This is a genomic window from Arthrobacter cheniae, from assembly GCF_003602275.1.
GTDB lineage: Bacteria > Actinomycetota > Actinomycetes > Actinomycetales > Micrococcaceae > Arthrobacter_D > Arthrobacter_D cheniae.
This window is the reverse complement of record NZ_QZVT01000003.1, coordinates 48,271-63,094: the sequence shown is the minus strand read 5'-3', so window position 1 is coordinate 63,094 and position 14,824 is coordinate 48,271. Positions and strand designations below refer to the sequence as shown.

Here is a 14,824-nt window from a genome sequence, read left to right as displayed (position 1 = left end):
GCGCTGCGGAGGGCACTGATGAGAAGAACCGTCGCCGAACACCAGGCTGCCGTCGCCGGACTCCTGCGCTGGAGCAGCGGGTACGACGGCGGAGCGCCGGAGGTCCTGCCGCTCGCCCGGGCCCTCGGTCGCGTGCTGGCCGCGGACGTCCTCGCGCCGGTGAGCCTCCCGCCCTTCGACAACTCGCAGATGGACGGTTATGCGGTGCACGCCGACGACCTCGCGGGTTCCATGGCGCTGAGCGTGGCCGAGGCCATCCCGGCAGGCTCCGTCCCGGCCGACCTGCGGCCCGGCACGGCCGCGCCGATCATGACGGGCGCCATGATCCCTGCGGGCGCCGTCGCCGTCGTACCGATCGAGCGCGCCGATCCGGCGCAGTTCTATTCCGTCGCTGCCCTGGCGGACCTGGGCGGTACCGCGACCGTCACCCTGCCCGGGGGCATCGACGCCGGCCTGTTCGTGCGCCGGGCCGGCAGCGACATCGCCGAGGGGGAGGTCGCCCTGACGGCGGGCACGCTTCTGGGGCCCGCGCAACTGGGTCTGCTCGCGGCCTGTGGAGCCGGTGAGGTCCCCGTCCGTCCGCGCTTCCACGTGCTCCTCCTGTCCACCGGCGACGAGGTGGCGGAACCAGGCTCCCCGCTCGCCCCGGGCACCATCTACGACGCCAACACCACGCTCCTCGAGGCGGCGCTGGTCGAGGCCGGAACTGAGGTGACGCGCCACCGGCTCGTCGGCGACGATCCCGCCGTCCTCCGGGACGTCTTCGCGGCCATCACCGCGGGCAGCACCCATCTCGTCCTCAGTACGGGAGGCATCAGCCAGGGTGCCTACGAGGTCGTGAAGCAGGCGCTGTCCGACAGCGGCGTCGAGTTCTCCTCCGTCGCCATGCAGCCGGGTGGCCCGCAGGCGCACGGCACGATCTCAGGAATCCCCTTCCTCGGATTTCCCGGCAACCCGGTGAGCGCCATCGTCTCGTTCGAGATGTTCCTTCGCCCCGCACTCCACCAGCTGACGGGCGCCCCGGCCCCGCGCCCCGGGCTCGAGGCCGTGCTCGTCGACGGGCTCGAAAGCCCCGGGGCCAAGCACCAGGTGCGGCGGGGGTTGTACCGGGGCGGCAAGGTAGCCCTCGTGGGCGGACCCGATTCGCATCTCCTCCACGCCCTCGCGGCCTCCAACTGCCTCGTCCACGTGCCCGAGGGCGTGACGGCGCTGCAGGCGGGGGCCAGGGTCGAGGTCACGCTGATCGGTCCCGTCCCGTCGGATCCCTTCGCCGTCGAGGATGTACTCGTCCTGGACGAGGCCGGCACTGATTGAATGGGATCCGAAGAAAGGACTCCATCATGAGCACCCCAGCACACCCGGCCGACGGCCTGTCCCACGTACGCGCCGACGGCACGGCCCACATGGTCGACGTCTCCGGCAAGCAGGCGACCGTCCGCGAGGCCGTCGCGGAATCGACCCTCGAGACCACGCCCGACGTCGTCGCCCTCATCTCCGACGGCGCCCTGCCGAAGGGCGACGCCCTCGCCGTCGCCCGCGTCGCAGGCATCATGGCGGCGAAGCAGACGGCCACGCTGATCCCGCTCTGCCATCCGCTGCCGCTGTCCAAGGTCACCGTGGACTTCGAGCCCGAAGGCGGATCCGTCCGGGTCGTGGCGCTGGTCCGGACGACGGCGCTCACCGGAGTGGAGATGGAGGCGCTCACGGCAGCGTCCGTCGCGGCCCTGACCCTCTACGACATGATCAAGGCCGTGGACAAGCGGGCCGTGATCAACGGCACGCGTGTGCTGTCGAAGTCCGGCGGCAAGAGTGGAGACTGGACGGTATGACTTCCCTTCGCACCGCCGCCGTGGTCATCGCGTCCACCAGGGCCGCGGCCGGCACCTATGAGGACGAATGCGGACCCGCCATCGCGGACTGGCTCTACCAGCACGGCTTCGGGGTCGCGGACGCCGTCGTCGTGCCGGACGGTGATGCCGTCGGGTCCGCGATCGGCATTGCCCTGGAGTCGCGTCCAGCGGTGCTCATCACGAGCGGCGGGACCGGGCTCAGTCCCGACGACGCCACGCCCGAGCAGACCGCCCCCTACCTGACGCGCAGCTTGCCCGGCGTCATGGAAGCCATCCGCCGGGCCGGATCCTCCACGGTGCCCACCGCGGCACTCAGCCGCGGGCTCGCGGGAACGGCCGGCAGCACATTCGTCATCAACCTGCCCGGTTCGCCCGGCGGGGTGCGTGACGGCCTGACCGTTCTCTCGCCGCTCATCGACCACATCTGCTCCCAGTTGGAGGGCCGCAATGACCACCGGTGAAGTTGTCCACGCAGCCGTCGCCGACGCCCCCATCACGCCCGAGGAAGCACACGCGGGGGTCGACTCCCCGCACTGCGGCGCCGTCGTCGGCTTCAGCGGCGTGGTGCGGAACCACGACGGCGGACGGGACGTCACGTCGCTGAGCTACTCCGCCCATCCGAGTGCGGAGCGGATCATCCGCGAGGTCGCCGAGGAGATCGCGGCGCGGCACGATGGCATCCGCATCTGGGTCGCCCACCGGGTCGGGCCCCTCGAGATCGGCGACCAGGCACTGGTCGCCGCTGTCGGAGCAGCCCACCGTGGCGAGGCATTCCGGGCCTGCTCGGACCTCGTGGACCTGGTGAAGGACCGCGTGCCCATCTGGAAGGAGCAGTTCTTCACGGACGGCACCGTGGAATGGGTGGGCGCAGGGGCGTGACAGTAGGCTGGAAGGCATGACTGAACTCCTGCCCGTGGCCGTTTTGGGCGCTCGGGGACGCATGGGCGCCGAGGCCGTCCGCGCCGTCGAGGCGGCCGCCGACCTCGAACTCGTGGCGGCCCTCGGCAGCAGCGACCCGCTCGAATCCCTGGTCTCCGCAGGAGCGGCTGTCGTCGTAGACCTGACTGTTCCCGAGGCCACCGCGGGCAACGTCCGCTTCGCGGTCGAGCACGGCATGCACGCCGTCGTCGGCACCACCGGCTGGACGGCCGAGCGGCTCGCCGACCTCGAGTCCCTGCTGGCCGGCAACCCCGCGGCGGGTGTACTCATCGCGCCGAACTTCGCGCTTGGATCCGTGCTCGCCACGGCCTTCGCCGCGACGGCGGCCCGTTACTTCGAGTCGGTCGAGATCATCGAGCTCCACCATCCGGACAAGATCGATTCACCCTCCGGGACGGCGGCCAGAACGGCCCAGCTGATCGCCGCTGCACGGACAGCCGCGGGTGTGCCCGCGGCGCCGGATGCGACTCGGGACCAGCTCGACGGCGCCAGGGGCGCCCGCGTCGACGGCGTGCCGGTGCACTCCGTCCGGCTCCGCGGCCTGACCGCCCACCAGGAAGTGCTGCTCGGCAGCCCGGGGGAGCAGCTCACCATCCGGCACGATTCCTACGACCGGGCATCCTTCATGCCCGGTGTCCTCCTCGGCATCCGCTCCGTGGCGCAGCACCCAGGCCTGACGGTCGGGCTCGACGGCTACCTGGACCTGCGGGCCGGCGCACGACCATGAAGGCCGTGGAGTTCTACCGGGAGCACCGGGTCAAGCTCGGCGTCCTGCTCGTGACGGCGCTGCTCGTCTTCTGGCTCGTCGTCGCCTTCCAGCGGAGTTTCCTGCTGCTCGGCGACCCCGACCCCGTAGCCAAGGCCATCGGCGCCGGCTACCTCCTCCTGCCCTGCATCGGTGCGTGGGCACTGATCAGGGAGTTGCTCTTCGGCGCACAGACGCAGCGGATGGCGCGGCAGCTGGACAGCGAGGGAGGCCTCCCCGTGGACGACCTGCCGAGGACGCCGGCAGGGCGTATCGTGCGGTCCGCCGCCGACGAGGCGTTCCCCGCGTACCAGGCCGAGGTCGAAGCCGATCCCGAGAACTGGCGCAGCTGGTTCAGGCTCTCCTGCGCCTACGACGCCGCGGGGGACCGCAAACGCGCCCGACGCGCCATGCGCGACGCCGCGAAGCTCCACGGGCAGCAGCGCGGAGCCGACGCCTGACAAAAGCCGACGCCTGACACCAGCCGACCCCTGACATCAGGGGAGGGCCGTCAGTGCCTGGCCTCGGCCCTGCCCTCGCGCGCGGCGTTGGCGGCGCCGGAGGCGAGCAGCTCCAGCGGTCCGCGGGAGCGCACGCGCTGGAACAGGATGCCGATCGCGACGGCGGCGACCACCTGGAGCCAGAAGAGCTGCATCGGGTCCGGCAGGGGCAGCAGCTGGTCCGCCCAGCTCATGACGCAGATGTGGAGGCTGTAGAGCGTCAGCGTCATGGCTCCCGGCGCAGACAGCGGCAGGAGTGCCTGGGGGAAGCGGCGTGTGAGCAGGAGGCAGACCGCGACGACGGCGGCCGCGGAGCCCGCCACATGGACGAGGTCCAGAGTCGATCCCGAGTGGGGCGCGCTGACGGCGAGCCACCACCAGGAGCCGGACTGGTCCACTCCGGCCAGTCCGACATCGAGCATCGCCTCCAGCGGGTACCGGCTGCCGTCGGGCGTCTCCAGGAGTGCCACCAGTCCGCCTCCCGGCCCGAGGAGTTGCGCGCTGAGCAGCTTGGCTCCGACCGCCGCGACCATCCCGGCGACCAGGACCCCCAGCTGCACCCCGAGGCGGGCGAGGTCCAGCCGGCCGATCACCATGCCGACGAGGATAAAGCCGAGCCACTGCAGCACCGGGTAGTAACCGGTCAGGAAGATGTCCGCGGCGAGCGTCTGGGGCACGAGGAAATGCTCGAAGAGCGGATTGCCGCCGAGCGTCGGGGGATCGGCGCTCTCGCTCGCGATCGGCCGCAGCAGGTACGCCGCGACGGGCGCCACCAGCAGCCACCCGGCGGCCCAGGCGGCGAGCGCGCGGACCCGGAGCCCGGTGAAGGGCAGTGCGAGGAGGAAGAGCACGCCGTAGTGGAACAGGATGATCGCGATGTTCGTCTCGACGCCACCGAGGACCAGCCCGATCAGGGCGATGATCACGGCACGCACGACGATGCCGGTGCGGTCCGCGGAGAGCGCGCGGTCCCGGTGGGGAGCCCGGCCCCCGGTCAGCAGCGCCAGGCCGATCCCGGCGACGACGGCGAACAGACCGGACGCGCGGCCGGAGAAGAGCAGGGCGGTCCACGTGGCCTCGGTGGTGCCCGGGGTGTACAGCGGGAGGATGTGCGTGCTCATCATGCCGAACAGCGCCACCCCGCGGGCTGCGTCGATTCCGGTCAGCCGCCGTGGAGCGGACGTCGTGTGCATCCAGCCATGGTCCCATAGGCACCGCTGCTCCTCCTGTGCTCCGCCCACGCCTCGGTGTGCCCCGTACCCGTGTCGCCCGCGTAGGTTTTCCTCGCCCGCCCGCGCCTGCGCGGCCTGTCCCACCGGGCGCCCGCCGAACGGGTAACGTTTCATCCATGGCTGACACCCCCGCGCGCAATCTCCCGTTCGGTTCTCTCGTGACCGCGATGGTCACGCCCTTCACTGCCGATGGCGCCGTCGATTTCGACGCCACCGCCGCCCTCGCAGCGAAGCTCGTGGACGACGGCTGCGACGGCCTGGTGGTCTCGGGCACCACGGGGGAGACCTCGACGCTGGAGGATTCGGAGAAGGAGGATCTCTACCGCGTCGTCGTCGAGACCGTGGGGGACCGCGCCCGCGTCATCGCAGGCACGGGGACGAACCACACCTCCCACTCCGTCGAGATGGCACGGCGTGCCGAGCGGGCCGGAGCCCACGCGCAGCTGGTTGTGACGCCCTATTACAACAAGCCCACCCAGGCCGGCGTGCTCGCGCACTTCGATGCGGTGGCCGCGGCAACCGACCTCCCGATCATGATCTACGACATCCCCGGCCGGTCCGCCATCCCCATCACCACCGAGACCATGCTCCGCCTCGCCGAGAACCCGAAGATCGGCGCGCTCAAGGACGCGAAAGCAGACTTCGCCGCCGTCACGCGCGTCCTCGCCTCCACCGACCTCGACGTCTACTCGGGCGATGACGGACTCACCCTGCCTTGGATGGCAGCCGGCGCCGTCGGCGTCGTCAGCGTCAGCGCCCACGTCGCGACCGCTGCGTTCCGCGCGCTCGTGGACGCCGCTGCCGCCGGCGACCTCGCCGAGGCGCGACGCGTCCACTTCCAGCTCGACCCCGTGATCCGGGCCGTGATGACGCACATCCCCGGCGCCGTCTCGGCGAAGTACATCCTGCACCTGCAGGGTGTCCTGGCCAACGCCGTCGTCCGCCTGCCGTTGGTCGAGGCCGATGAGCACGAGCTGCGGCCCATCCTCGCGGACCTCGCCGAGGCAGGGTGGGACCTCGACGCGCTCGACGGCCGCGAGGACATCCGGGCATGAGCGATGCGGCCGGCGTCGGACCCGCGCTGCGAACCCTCCCGCCTCCCCTCGAGCCGGGCACGCTCCGGGTGGTGCCGCTCGGCGGCCTCGGGGAGATCGGCCGGAACATGGCGGTCTTCGAGGTCCGCGGCAAGCTCCTGATCGTCGATTGCGGCGTGCTGTTCCCCGAGGAGACCCAGCCCGGCGTCGACCTCATCCTGCCGGACTTCTCCTACATCGAGGACAGGCTCGACGACGTCGTGGGCCTGGTCCTGACGCACGGGCACGAGGACCATATCGGCGCGGTCCCGTACCTGCTGCGCCTGAAGGCCGACATTCCCGTCATCGGCTCGCAGCTGACGCTCGCGCTGATCGAGGCGAAGCTCCAGGAGCACCGCATCCGCCCCTACACACTGACCGTGTCCGAGGGGCAGATCGAGCAGTTCGGTCCCTTCGAGTGCGAGTTCGTCGCTGTCAACCACTCCATCCCCGATGCCCTCGCAGTCTTCATCCGGACCGAGGCGGGCAACGTCCTGCACACCGGCGATTTCAAGATGGACCAGCTGCCGCTCGACGGCCGCATCACCGACCTGCGGGCCTTCGCCCGCCTCGGCGAGGAGGGCGTCGACCTTCTTCTGGTCGACTCCACGAATGCCGACGTCCCGGGCTTCACGACGGCCGAACGCGAGATCGGCCCCGTCCTCGAGGGTCTCTTCGGGCAGGTGCGGAAGCGCATCATCGTCGCCTCCTTCTCGTCCCACGTGCACAGAGTGCAGCAGGTGCTCGACGCCGCACGCGCCCATGACCGCTTCGTCTGCTTCGCCGGGCGGTCGATGGTGCGCAACATGGCGATCGCGGCGAAGCTCGGTTACCTCAGGGTGCCCGACGGGATCCTCGTGGACATCAAGAACGTCGACGACCTGCCCGACGACCGCGTGGTGCTCATGTCCACCGGATCACAGGGCGAGCCGATGGCCGCGCTGTCCCGGATGGCGAACGGCGACCATCGGATCACGGTCGGCAAGGGGGACACCGTGATCCTGGCGTCCTCGCTGATCCCCGGCAACGAGAACGCCGTCTATCGCGTCATCAACGGCCTGCTGAAGCTGGGCGCCGACGTGATCCACAAGGGCAACGCCAAGGTGCACGTGTCCGGACATGCTGCGGCGGGTGAGCTCCTCTACTGCTACAACATCCTGCGGCCGAAGAACGTCATGCCCGTGCACGGCGAGACACGGCACCTGATCGCCAACGGCAAGCTGGCCCAGCAGACCGGCGTCCCGGCAGCCAACGTGCTGCTGACCGACGACGGCTCCGTCATCGACCTCGTGGACGGCAAGGCCCGCGTGGTGGGCGCCGTCGAGTGCGGTTTCGTCTATGTGGACGGCTCCAGCGTCGGCGAGATCACCGACGCTGACCTCAAGGATCGCCGCATCCTCGGGGAGGAGGGCTTCATCTCGATCATCACCGTCGTCAACCGCACCACGGGGAAGATCGTTTCCGGGCCCGACATCCATGCACGGGGTTTCGCCGAGGACGAGTCCGTCTTCGACGAGATCAAGCCGAAGATCAACCAGGCCCTTGAAGAGGCCGTGATGAACACCAGGGACCACTCGACGTACCAGTTGCAGCAGGTGGTCCGGCGCATCGTCGGCACCTGGGTCAATCGCCGCTACCGTAGGCGCCCCATGATCATCCCGGTGGTCCTCGAGGCCTGACGCGGCAGCTCCGGCACGGTCGCAACCGGCATCCTCCCTCGTCCCAGCGGGCCCGCCAGGGCGCGGAAATCCGACGGTTCGAGGGATCGGTCGGGTACCGTGAAGATCATGGCCACTCGAACGTCCCCTGCCCCGCGGGGCCGGCAACAGACCCGCAGCAAGGGAGCGTCCGCCGTTGCGGGCACAGGCCGGAGCAAGGCGCCGACGAACGGAACCGCCCGCACGCCGGCGAAGACCCGTCCGGTGCCGGTCGCCCCGGAGCCCCAGCACGAGGACGGTCCGGCTTTCCCGCTGAGGGCGCTGCGGGCCGTCTGGATGGGCATGGCGAGCGTTGTCGCGTCGGGGGTCCGCACCTTCGGGCACGACGTCAACCCCGATCGCGAGCTCCGCCGTGACGGTTCCGGTTTCTTCCTCCTGCTGTCGGCCCTGGCCATCGCCGCCGTCGAGTGGTGGGCCCTGACCGGAACGCCCGCCGATGTCGTGCACGCTGCGGCCGGCGGGACGTTCGGCTGGATGGCACTGCTCCTCCCGTTCATGCTCGGCATCGGCGCCGTCCGGCTCTTCCGCTATCCGGAGCGCCATCGCGCCAACAACCGCATCGCCATCGGGCAGCTCGCCATCCTGTTCGCAGGATCCGGCATCGCCCACCTGGTCGGGGGCCGGCCCGGTCTCTCGGACGGACTCGATGCGCTGTGGCGTGCAGGGGGTGTCGCGGGCTTCCTGGTCGCGGGACCGCTCAGCAGTATCCTCACGGTGTGGCCGGTGGCGCTCCTCCTGGTCATGGCGATCTTCCTGGGCATCCTCATCGTCACAGCGACCCCCTTCCGCCACATCCCATCCCGCCTGCGCACGCTCTACGAGCACCTGATGGGCCAGGACCCCGACGACGACGCCGCCCATCGCCGCGCGGACGGCCACGACCAGAGCTACCTGTACGAGGCGCACGGCGCAACGGCGAAGCCGGAGCCGAAGCGCCGCAAGCGGCTGTTCGGCAAGGATCGGCAGGAGGCCCCCTTCGACGGCGAGCACTCCGGGCATGACGCCGACGGCTATGTGGGCGACGAGGCGTTCGAACGTGCCGTCATCGAGGACGAGGAACGCCGCGCCCGCGAGGCCGAGGCCGCAGTACCGGCCGGTGTCCGTCGCCCCACCAAGCAGGAGCTCGCCGCAGAGGAGCTCAAGCGGTCGAACGCCGTCCGCGTCCCGCCTGCCGAGGCTCCCGAGCGGGCACCGGAAGGCGCCACCGAGGCGATCGATCTCGTCCCGGCCGCGAAGGCCCTGATCGTTCCCTCCACCCCGGTGCAGCCCCAGATGCCGCCGACGCCCATCCCGCAGCGCACCGAGCAGCTGCAGCTCGCCGGCGACGTCGCCTACACGCTGCCGCCGTCGGACTACCTGCCCGCCGGCACGCCGCCCAAGGAGCGTTCGGAAGCGAACGACGCCGTCGTCGCAGCCCTGACGTACACCATGGACCAGTTCAACGTGGACGCGAAGGTCACCGGGTTCTCGCGCGGGCCCACGGTCACGCGCTATGAGATCGAGCTGGCACCCGGAACCAAGGTGGAGCGCGTCACCGCCCTGTCGAAGAACATCTCCTACGCCGTCGCGAGCTCCGACGTCCGCATCCTCTCGCCCATTCCCGGCAAGTCGGCCATCGGCATCGAGATCCCGAACACCGACCGCGAGACCGTCTCCCTCGGCGACGTGCTACGGTCCGGCAACGCGCGCAAGACCGACCACCCGATGGTCATGGGCGTCGGGAAGGACGTCGAGGGCGGATTCGTCGTCGCGAACCTCGCCAAGATGCCGCACCTCCTCGTGGCGGGTGCCACGGGTGCCGGCAAGTCGTCCTTCGTGAACTCCATGATCACCTCGATCCTCATGCGTTCCACGCCGGACGAGGTGCGCATGGTCATGGTGGATCCCAAGCGCGTGGAACTCACCGCGTACGAGGGCGTCCCGCACCTGATCACGCCCATCATCACGAGCCCCAAGAAGGCCGCCGAAGCCCTCCAGTGGGTCGTCCGCGAAATGGACACACGCTACGACGACCTCGCGAACTACGGCTACAAGCACATCGACGACTTCAACAAGGCAGTGCGGAACGGGAAGGTGATCCCGCCCGAGGGATCCAAGCGCGTCGTGCGCCCCTACCCGTACCTCCTGGTCATCGTCGACGAACTCGCCGACCTCATGATGGTCGCGCCCCGGGACGTCGAGGACTCGATCGTGAGGATCACGCAGCTCGCACGCGCCGCCGGCATCCACCTGGTGCTCGCGACGCAGCGCCCGTCGGTCGACGTCGTCACCGGCCTCATCAAGGCCAACGTCCCCTCCCGCATGGCCTTCGCCACGTCGTCGGTCACGGACTCCCGCGTGGTCCTCGACCAGCCCGGCGCCGAAAAGCTGATCGGCCAGGGCGACGCCCTGTTCCTGCCGATGGGCGCCTCGAAGCCGATGCGCGTGCAGGGAGCCTGGGTCACCGAATCGGAGATCCATCGCGTCGTCGAGCATGTGAAGGGCCAACTCCAGGCGGTGTATCGCGAGGACGTCGCGGTCGAGGCGCCGAAGAAGCAGATCGAGGACGACATCGGAGATGATCTCGACGTCCTCCTGCAGGCCACCGAGCTCGTCGTCACCACGCAGTTCGGGTCGACATCCATGCTTCAGCGCAAACTGCGGGTCGGGTTCGCGAAGGCCGGTCGGCTCATGGACCTCCTCGAGTCGCGTGGCGTGGTCGGTCCCTCGGAGGGTTCCAAGGCCCGCGACGTCCTGGTGAAGCCGGACGACCTCGAGCCGGTCCTCGCGGCCATGCGGGGTGACGAGCCCGCAGCGCAGCCGCGCCAGGCACAGGCACAGGCGCCGATCGACCTCGTCGCCGACGATCTCGCGTCGAGGGCGCAGGCCGTCGAGTACCACGACGGTGCGGACGATTCCGATGATGACGGCGACACCGACGCCTGGAAGCTCACCGGCAGGTAGCCTGACATCGTGAGTAGCTCCCCGAGCCCGGCGGTACCGGTGCTGAACATCGCAAACGTCCTGACCGTCGTGCGGATCCTCCTGGTCCCGTTCTTCATCTGGTTCCTCCTGCTCGACGACGGGCGCTCCGGATTGTACCGATGGCTGGCGGTCGCCACGTTCGTCGTGGCGATCTACACCGACAAGCTCGACGGCGACCTCGCCCGCAGCAGGGGCCTGATCACCGACTTCGGCAAGATCGCCGATCCGATCGCCGACAAGCTCCTCATCGGATCCGCGCTGGTCCTGCTGTCCGTCCTGGGTGAGCTGTGGTGGTGGGTCACGGTCGTCATCCTCGCGCGGGAGCTCGGCATCACCGTGCTCCGTTTCGCCGTCATCAGATACGGCGTGATGCCGGCGTCCCGCGGCGGCAAGCTGAAGACCGTCGTCCAGACCGTGGCCATCCTGCTGTTCCTCATCCCGCTGCAGGCGATCGCCGGAGAGTGGACCTGGTGGGTCGCCGCAGCCGTGATGGCAGCCGCGGTCGTCATCACCGTGGTGACCGGCGTCGACTACGTCCTCCAGGCGATCCGTCTTCGGGCTGGCGCACGCCGATGAGCGAAGGGTGACCGAAGGGTGACCGCAGGAGGAGTAGAGCCCGGGCGAAAGGAACGGCCCGCAGCTGCAGCCGACGTCGTCGCACTCGCGTCCCGACTCGGTCTCACCATCGCCACCGCGGAGTCCCTCACAGCCGGGATGGTCGCCTCGGTACTCGCCGATGTACCGGGTGCTTCGGCCGTCCTCCAGGGCGGCATAGTCGCCTACCAGGTCGCCGTCAAGGAAAAACTCCTGAACGTCGATGCGCAGCTACTGGCGACCGCCGGCGCCGTCGATCCCCGTGTCGCCGCCGCCATGGCGAACGGTGCCCGGCTCGCTCTGGCGGCCGATATCGGCGTCGCTACCACGGGCGTCGCCGGTCCCGCAGCCCACGAGGGAAAGGCCGTAGGCACCGTCTTCACCGCGATTTCGACGGCATCACATACGGCGACGTTCGAGCACCACTTCCCCGGAGGTCGCGACGCGGTCCGGGAGGCCACACGCGACGCCGTCCTGATCGAGCTCCTCCAGGAGCTGTCGAAGGGAACAAACCGTCAACGGGGTTAGTTATAAACACTGCCGGCCGTTGATAGGGTTGGCGATCTAAGCTCAAGCAGATCGGGCAGGTCATCATCACGGGGCACACCGATATGGTGTGCCGCACATATGAGGGAGCAAGGCGATACAGATGGTAAAGCAGCCCGTATCCGTAAACGGCGTGGTCCGTTGGCGTGATGTGGGGTTGGCAGATGATGCACAACGCAAGCCCAAGGAGCGCAAATTGGTGGTTCTCCGCCATGAGATCGGTGACGTCCTCAGGGACGTACGCCAGCGCCAGGGCCGTACCCTGCGTGAGGTGTCGCACAGTGCGAGGGTTTCCCTCGGATACCTCAGCGAGGTCGAGCGTGGACAGAAGGAAGCATCCTCTGAACTCCTCTCATCAATCTGCAGTGCACTCGAGGTGCCGCTTTCCTCGATGCTGCGGGAAGTCAGCGACCGCCTGGCAGAAGCAGAAGGGGTATCCATCCCGGATACCATCCCCCAGGAGTTCTCCCGGGAATTCGGGGATGACCTGACCGATGAACTCAATGACGACTTCCGTCGGGGACTTGCGGCCACGAACCGCTAGTCGCCCACGACAAGGAAGGCCCGTCCCCGTGGGGACGGGCCTTCCTGCTGTCTGCTACCAGTTGTCCTTGGTGTAGGTGTTGTTCAGCTGGGCGATCAGGGTACCGAGCCGCGTCAGGTCCTCGACCTCCCAGTCCTCCATCAGCTGATGGAATGCCTGTTTGCGCGCCGTCTGGGCCGCCTCGAGCTGGCGGGTTCCTGCCGCTGTGAGTGAGATGGACTGCGCGCGCCCGTCGAGCGGATCAGCTTCCTTCTGGACCAGCCCGAGTTGCTCGAGCATCGCGATCTGGCGGCTCACCGACGGCTTGCCGACCCCGACGCTGGCCGCGATGTCCGTCAGGCGCATGGATCCCTCCCGTTGGAGGATCACGAGGAGACCGTAGGCGGCGGGCTCCATATCGGGGTGCACGCGCCGGGCCACCTTGTAGGAGTTGGACCTGGCGCGTCGCCACAGCATGCTCAGCTGTTGCTCGAGGGCCTCGATGGCAGCGTCTGTGTCTGCATCGTCACCGGGGTAGGCTGCAAGGCCCGGGCCGGGTTCGGTGGTGCTCGGCTTCGCGTTCATGGGGCCATTGTAGGGTTCCGCGAGGGGGTCGACACCATGTAGGACCACACCGATCCCGATCGACGACGAAAGCAGGGAACTCCACATGCGGTTGAGCGACTTCTGGCGACTGATGGACGACGAGTTCGGAGAGCAGTATTCACGGTCCCTCGCCCGGGATCTCGTGGTGGATCGCCTCGGTGACAGGACCGCGGCCGAGGCCCTCAAGGCCGGGGCGGACCCGAAGGCGGTATGGGAGGCAGTATGTCGCGCCCAGGACGTGCCGAAGGAGCGGTGGCTCGGCAGGGATATCAAGCCCCGCTGAGGGTGCCTCCACGGGTGATCGAACACGCGGGACGCGGACTGATTAATCGAATATCTGTTCGGACAGGGATAGAATATCCATGGAGGCGGAGCACTCTTGTGCACATAGCGGCAGGCTCACCTCAAACTGTCGGCGCAGACGAATACAGTCGGAACGAACACGTAAACAGGCCTGTTGGCCATGAGTAAAACCGAGGTGAAGAATGGCCGCTCCAGACCGCGAGAAAGCCCTCGAAGCAGCTCTCGCTCAGATTGACAAGCAGTACGGCAAGGGTTCGATCATGCGTCTCGGAGACGAGATCAGGGCTCCCATCGAAACCATCTCCACGAGTTCCATCGCGCTGGACGCGGCACTCGGCATAGGCGGCCTTCCGCGCGGCAGGGTCGTCGAGATCTACGGTCCGGAATCCTCCGGTAAGACCACCGTCGCCCTGCATGCAGTCGCCAGCGCCCAGCGCAACGGCGGTATTGCTGCCTTCATCGATGCCGAGCACGCCCTGGATCCTGAGTACGCCAAGAGGCTCGGCGTCGACACGGACGCACTCCTCGTGTCACAGCCCGACACCGGTGAGCAGGCACTCGAGATCATGGACATGCTGATCGGATCGGGTTCCATCGACATCGTCGTGATCGACTCCGTCGCCGCACTCGTGCCGCGTGCCGAGATCGAGGGAGAGATGGGTGACAGCCATGTCGGTCTGCAGGCCCGACTGATGAGCCAGGCCCTGCGAAAGATCACCGGTCGCCTGAGCCAGACCAAGACGACAGCCATCTTCATCAACCAGTTGCGCGAGAAGATCGGCGTTTTCTTCGGAAGTCCCGAGACCACCACGGGTGGTAAGGCGCTGAAGTTCTACGCGTCGGTCCGTATCGATGTGCGCCGCATCGAGACCCTCAAGGAAGGCGTGAATCCGGTCGGTAACCGGACCCGCGCCAAGATCGTCAAGAACAAGATGGCCCCGCCCTTCAAGCAGGCCGAGTTCGACATCCTGTACGGATATGGGATCTCCCGTGAGGGCGGTCTCATCGACGTCGGAGTCGAGAACGGGCTGGTCAAGAAGTCGGGTGCCTGGTTCACCTACGACGGCGACCAGCTGGGCCAGGGCAAGGAAAACGCGCGCAAGTTCCTCATCGACAATCCCGGCCTGGCCGACGAGCTCGAGCAGAAGATCAGGGTCAAGCTGGGTATCGGCGTGCAGCCCGCAGAGCCGGAAGCGCCCAAGCTCAAGGCCGTCAGCGGCGAGTAGCCCGC

General features: G+C 68.6%; 16 protein-coding genes. 14 read left to right on the top strand and 2 right to left on the bottom strand.

The genetic code is table 11. From position 1 onward, the window contains the following. Positions 1-18: 18 nt before the first annotated feature. Genes D6T63_RS05995 through D6T63_RS05970 form a run of 6 tightly spaced genes read left to right on the top strand, consistent with a single transcriptional unit; the run spans position 19 to position 3,995 of the window. Positions 19-1,314 carry a molybdopterin molybdotransferase MoeA gene (locus D6T63_RS05995; protein WP_120148116.1) on the top strand — a complete coding sequence of 432 codons (1,296 nt, stop codon included), beginning with the start codon at positions 19-21 and terminating at the stop codon, positions 1,312-1,314. 26 nt (positions 1,315-1,340) lie between these two features. After that, positions 1,341-1,829 (top strand): cyclic pyranopterin monophosphate synthase MoaC, encoded by a 489-nt coding sequence (moaC, locus tag D6T63_RS05990; RefSeq protein WP_120148115.1) that lies wholly within the window; start codon positions 1,341-1,343, stop codon positions 1,827-1,829. Continuing rightward, entirely contained in the window at positions 1,826-2,311 is a 486-nt protein-coding gene (locus tag D6T63_RS05985) for a MogA/MoaB family molybdenum cofactor biosynthesis protein (RefSeq protein ID WP_120148114.1), read from the top strand. Before moaC ends, D6T63_RS05985 begins: the two co-directional genes overlap by 4 nt. After that, positions 2,298-2,729 carry a molybdenum cofactor biosynthesis protein MoaE gene (locus tag D6T63_RS05980; RefSeq protein ID WP_120148113.1) on the top strand — a complete coding sequence of 144 codons (432 nt, stop codon included), beginning with the start codon at positions 2,298-2,300 and terminating at the stop codon, positions 2,727-2,729. Before D6T63_RS05985 ends, D6T63_RS05980 begins: the two co-directional genes overlap by 14 nt. Positions 2,730-2,745: 16 nt before the next feature. Continuing rightward, positions 2,746-3,516 carry a 4-hydroxy-tetrahydrodipicolinate reductase gene (gene dapB, locus D6T63_RS05975; protein ID WP_120148112.1) on the top strand — a complete coding sequence of 257 codons (771 nt, stop codon included), beginning with the start codon at positions 2,746-2,748 and terminating at the stop codon, positions 3,514-3,516. Then, positions 3,513-3,995, top strand: a complete 483-nt coding sequence (locus tag D6T63_RS05970) for a hypothetical protein (protein WP_120148111.1) — start codon at positions 3,513-3,515, stop codon at positions 3,993-3,995. Before dapB ends, D6T63_RS05970 begins: the two co-directional genes overlap by 4 nt. Positions 3,996-4,045: 50 nt before the next feature. Here D6T63_RS05970 and D6T63_RS05965 read toward each other — a convergent pair whose 3' ends face one another. Further along, entirely contained in the window at positions 4,046-5,227 is a 1,182-nt protein-coding gene (locus tag D6T63_RS05965) for a heparan-alpha-glucosaminide N-acetyltransferase domain-containing protein (RefSeq protein WP_120148110.1), read from the bottom strand. Positions 5,228-5,382: 155 nt separating this feature from the next. On the opposite strand from D6T63_RS05965, the gene dapA reads away from it, so the two are divergent. From dapA to D6T63_RS05935, 6 genes are all read left to right on the top strand, one after another. Continuing rightward, a complete protein-coding gene (dapA, locus tag D6T63_RS05960) occupies positions 5,383-6,321 on the top strand; it encodes a 4-hydroxy-tetrahydrodipicolinate synthase (protein ID WP_120148109.1) in 939 nt (312 codons plus the stop codon). After that, positions 6,318-8,018 carry a ribonuclease J gene (locus tag D6T63_RS05955; protein WP_120148108.1) on the top strand — a complete coding sequence of 567 codons (1,701 nt, stop codon included), beginning with the start codon at positions 6,318-6,320 and terminating at the stop codon, positions 8,016-8,018. Before dapA ends, D6T63_RS05955 begins: the two co-directional genes overlap by 4 nt. Before the next feature lie 108 nt (positions 8,019-8,126). Further along, positions 8,127-11,000 carry an FtsK/SpoIIIE family DNA translocase gene (locus tag D6T63_RS05950; protein WP_120148441.1) on the top strand — a complete coding sequence of 958 codons (2,874 nt, stop codon included), beginning with the start codon at positions 8,127-8,129 and terminating at the stop codon, positions 10,998-11,000. A gap of 9 nt (positions 11,001-11,009) precedes the next feature. After that, positions 11,010-11,597 carry a CDP-diacylglycerol--glycerol-3-phosphate 3-phosphatidyltransferase gene (gene pgsA, locus D6T63_RS05945; RefSeq protein WP_120148107.1) on the top strand — a complete coding sequence of 196 codons (588 nt, stop codon included), beginning with the start codon at positions 11,010-11,012 and terminating at the stop codon, positions 11,595-11,597. Between the two features lie 18 nt (positions 11,598-11,615). Next, complete coding sequence (locus D6T63_RS05940; RefSeq protein WP_120148106.1) at positions 11,616-12,143, top strand: CinA family protein; 528 nt, start codon at positions 11,616-11,618, stop codon at positions 12,141-12,143. A gap of 121 nt (positions 12,144-12,264) precedes the next feature. Further along, entirely contained in the window at positions 12,265-12,705 is a 441-nt protein-coding gene (locus D6T63_RS05935) for a helix-turn-helix domain-containing protein (protein WP_120148105.1), read from the top strand. Positions 12,706-12,759: 54 nt separating this feature from the next. Here the strand turns inward: D6T63_RS05935 and D6T63_RS05930 are convergent, their stop codons facing one another. Continuing rightward, the gene (locus D6T63_RS05930) at positions 12,760-13,269 is read right to left on the bottom strand and encodes a MarR family winged helix-turn-helix transcriptional regulator (RefSeq protein WP_120148440.1); all 510 of its coding nucleotides are present in this window, start codon (positions 13,267-13,269) and stop codon (positions 12,760-12,762) included. 85 nt (positions 13,270-13,354) lie between these two features. Here D6T63_RS05930 and D6T63_RS05925 point away from each other — a divergent pair, with 85 nt between their 5' ends. Together D6T63_RS05925 and recA are read left to right on the top strand one after the other, a co-directional pair. Then, complete coding sequence (locus tag D6T63_RS05925) at positions 13,355-13,573, top strand: DUF3046 domain-containing protein (RefSeq protein WP_120148104.1); 219 nt, start codon at positions 13,355-13,357, stop codon at positions 13,571-13,573. Positions 13,574-13,775: 202 nt separating this feature from the next. After that, positions 13,776-14,819 (top strand): recombinase RecA, encoded by a 1,044-nt coding sequence (gene recA, locus D6T63_RS05920; protein WP_120148103.1) that lies wholly within the window; start codon positions 13,776-13,778, stop codon positions 14,817-14,819. Positions 14,820-14,824 lie beyond the last annotated feature (5 nt).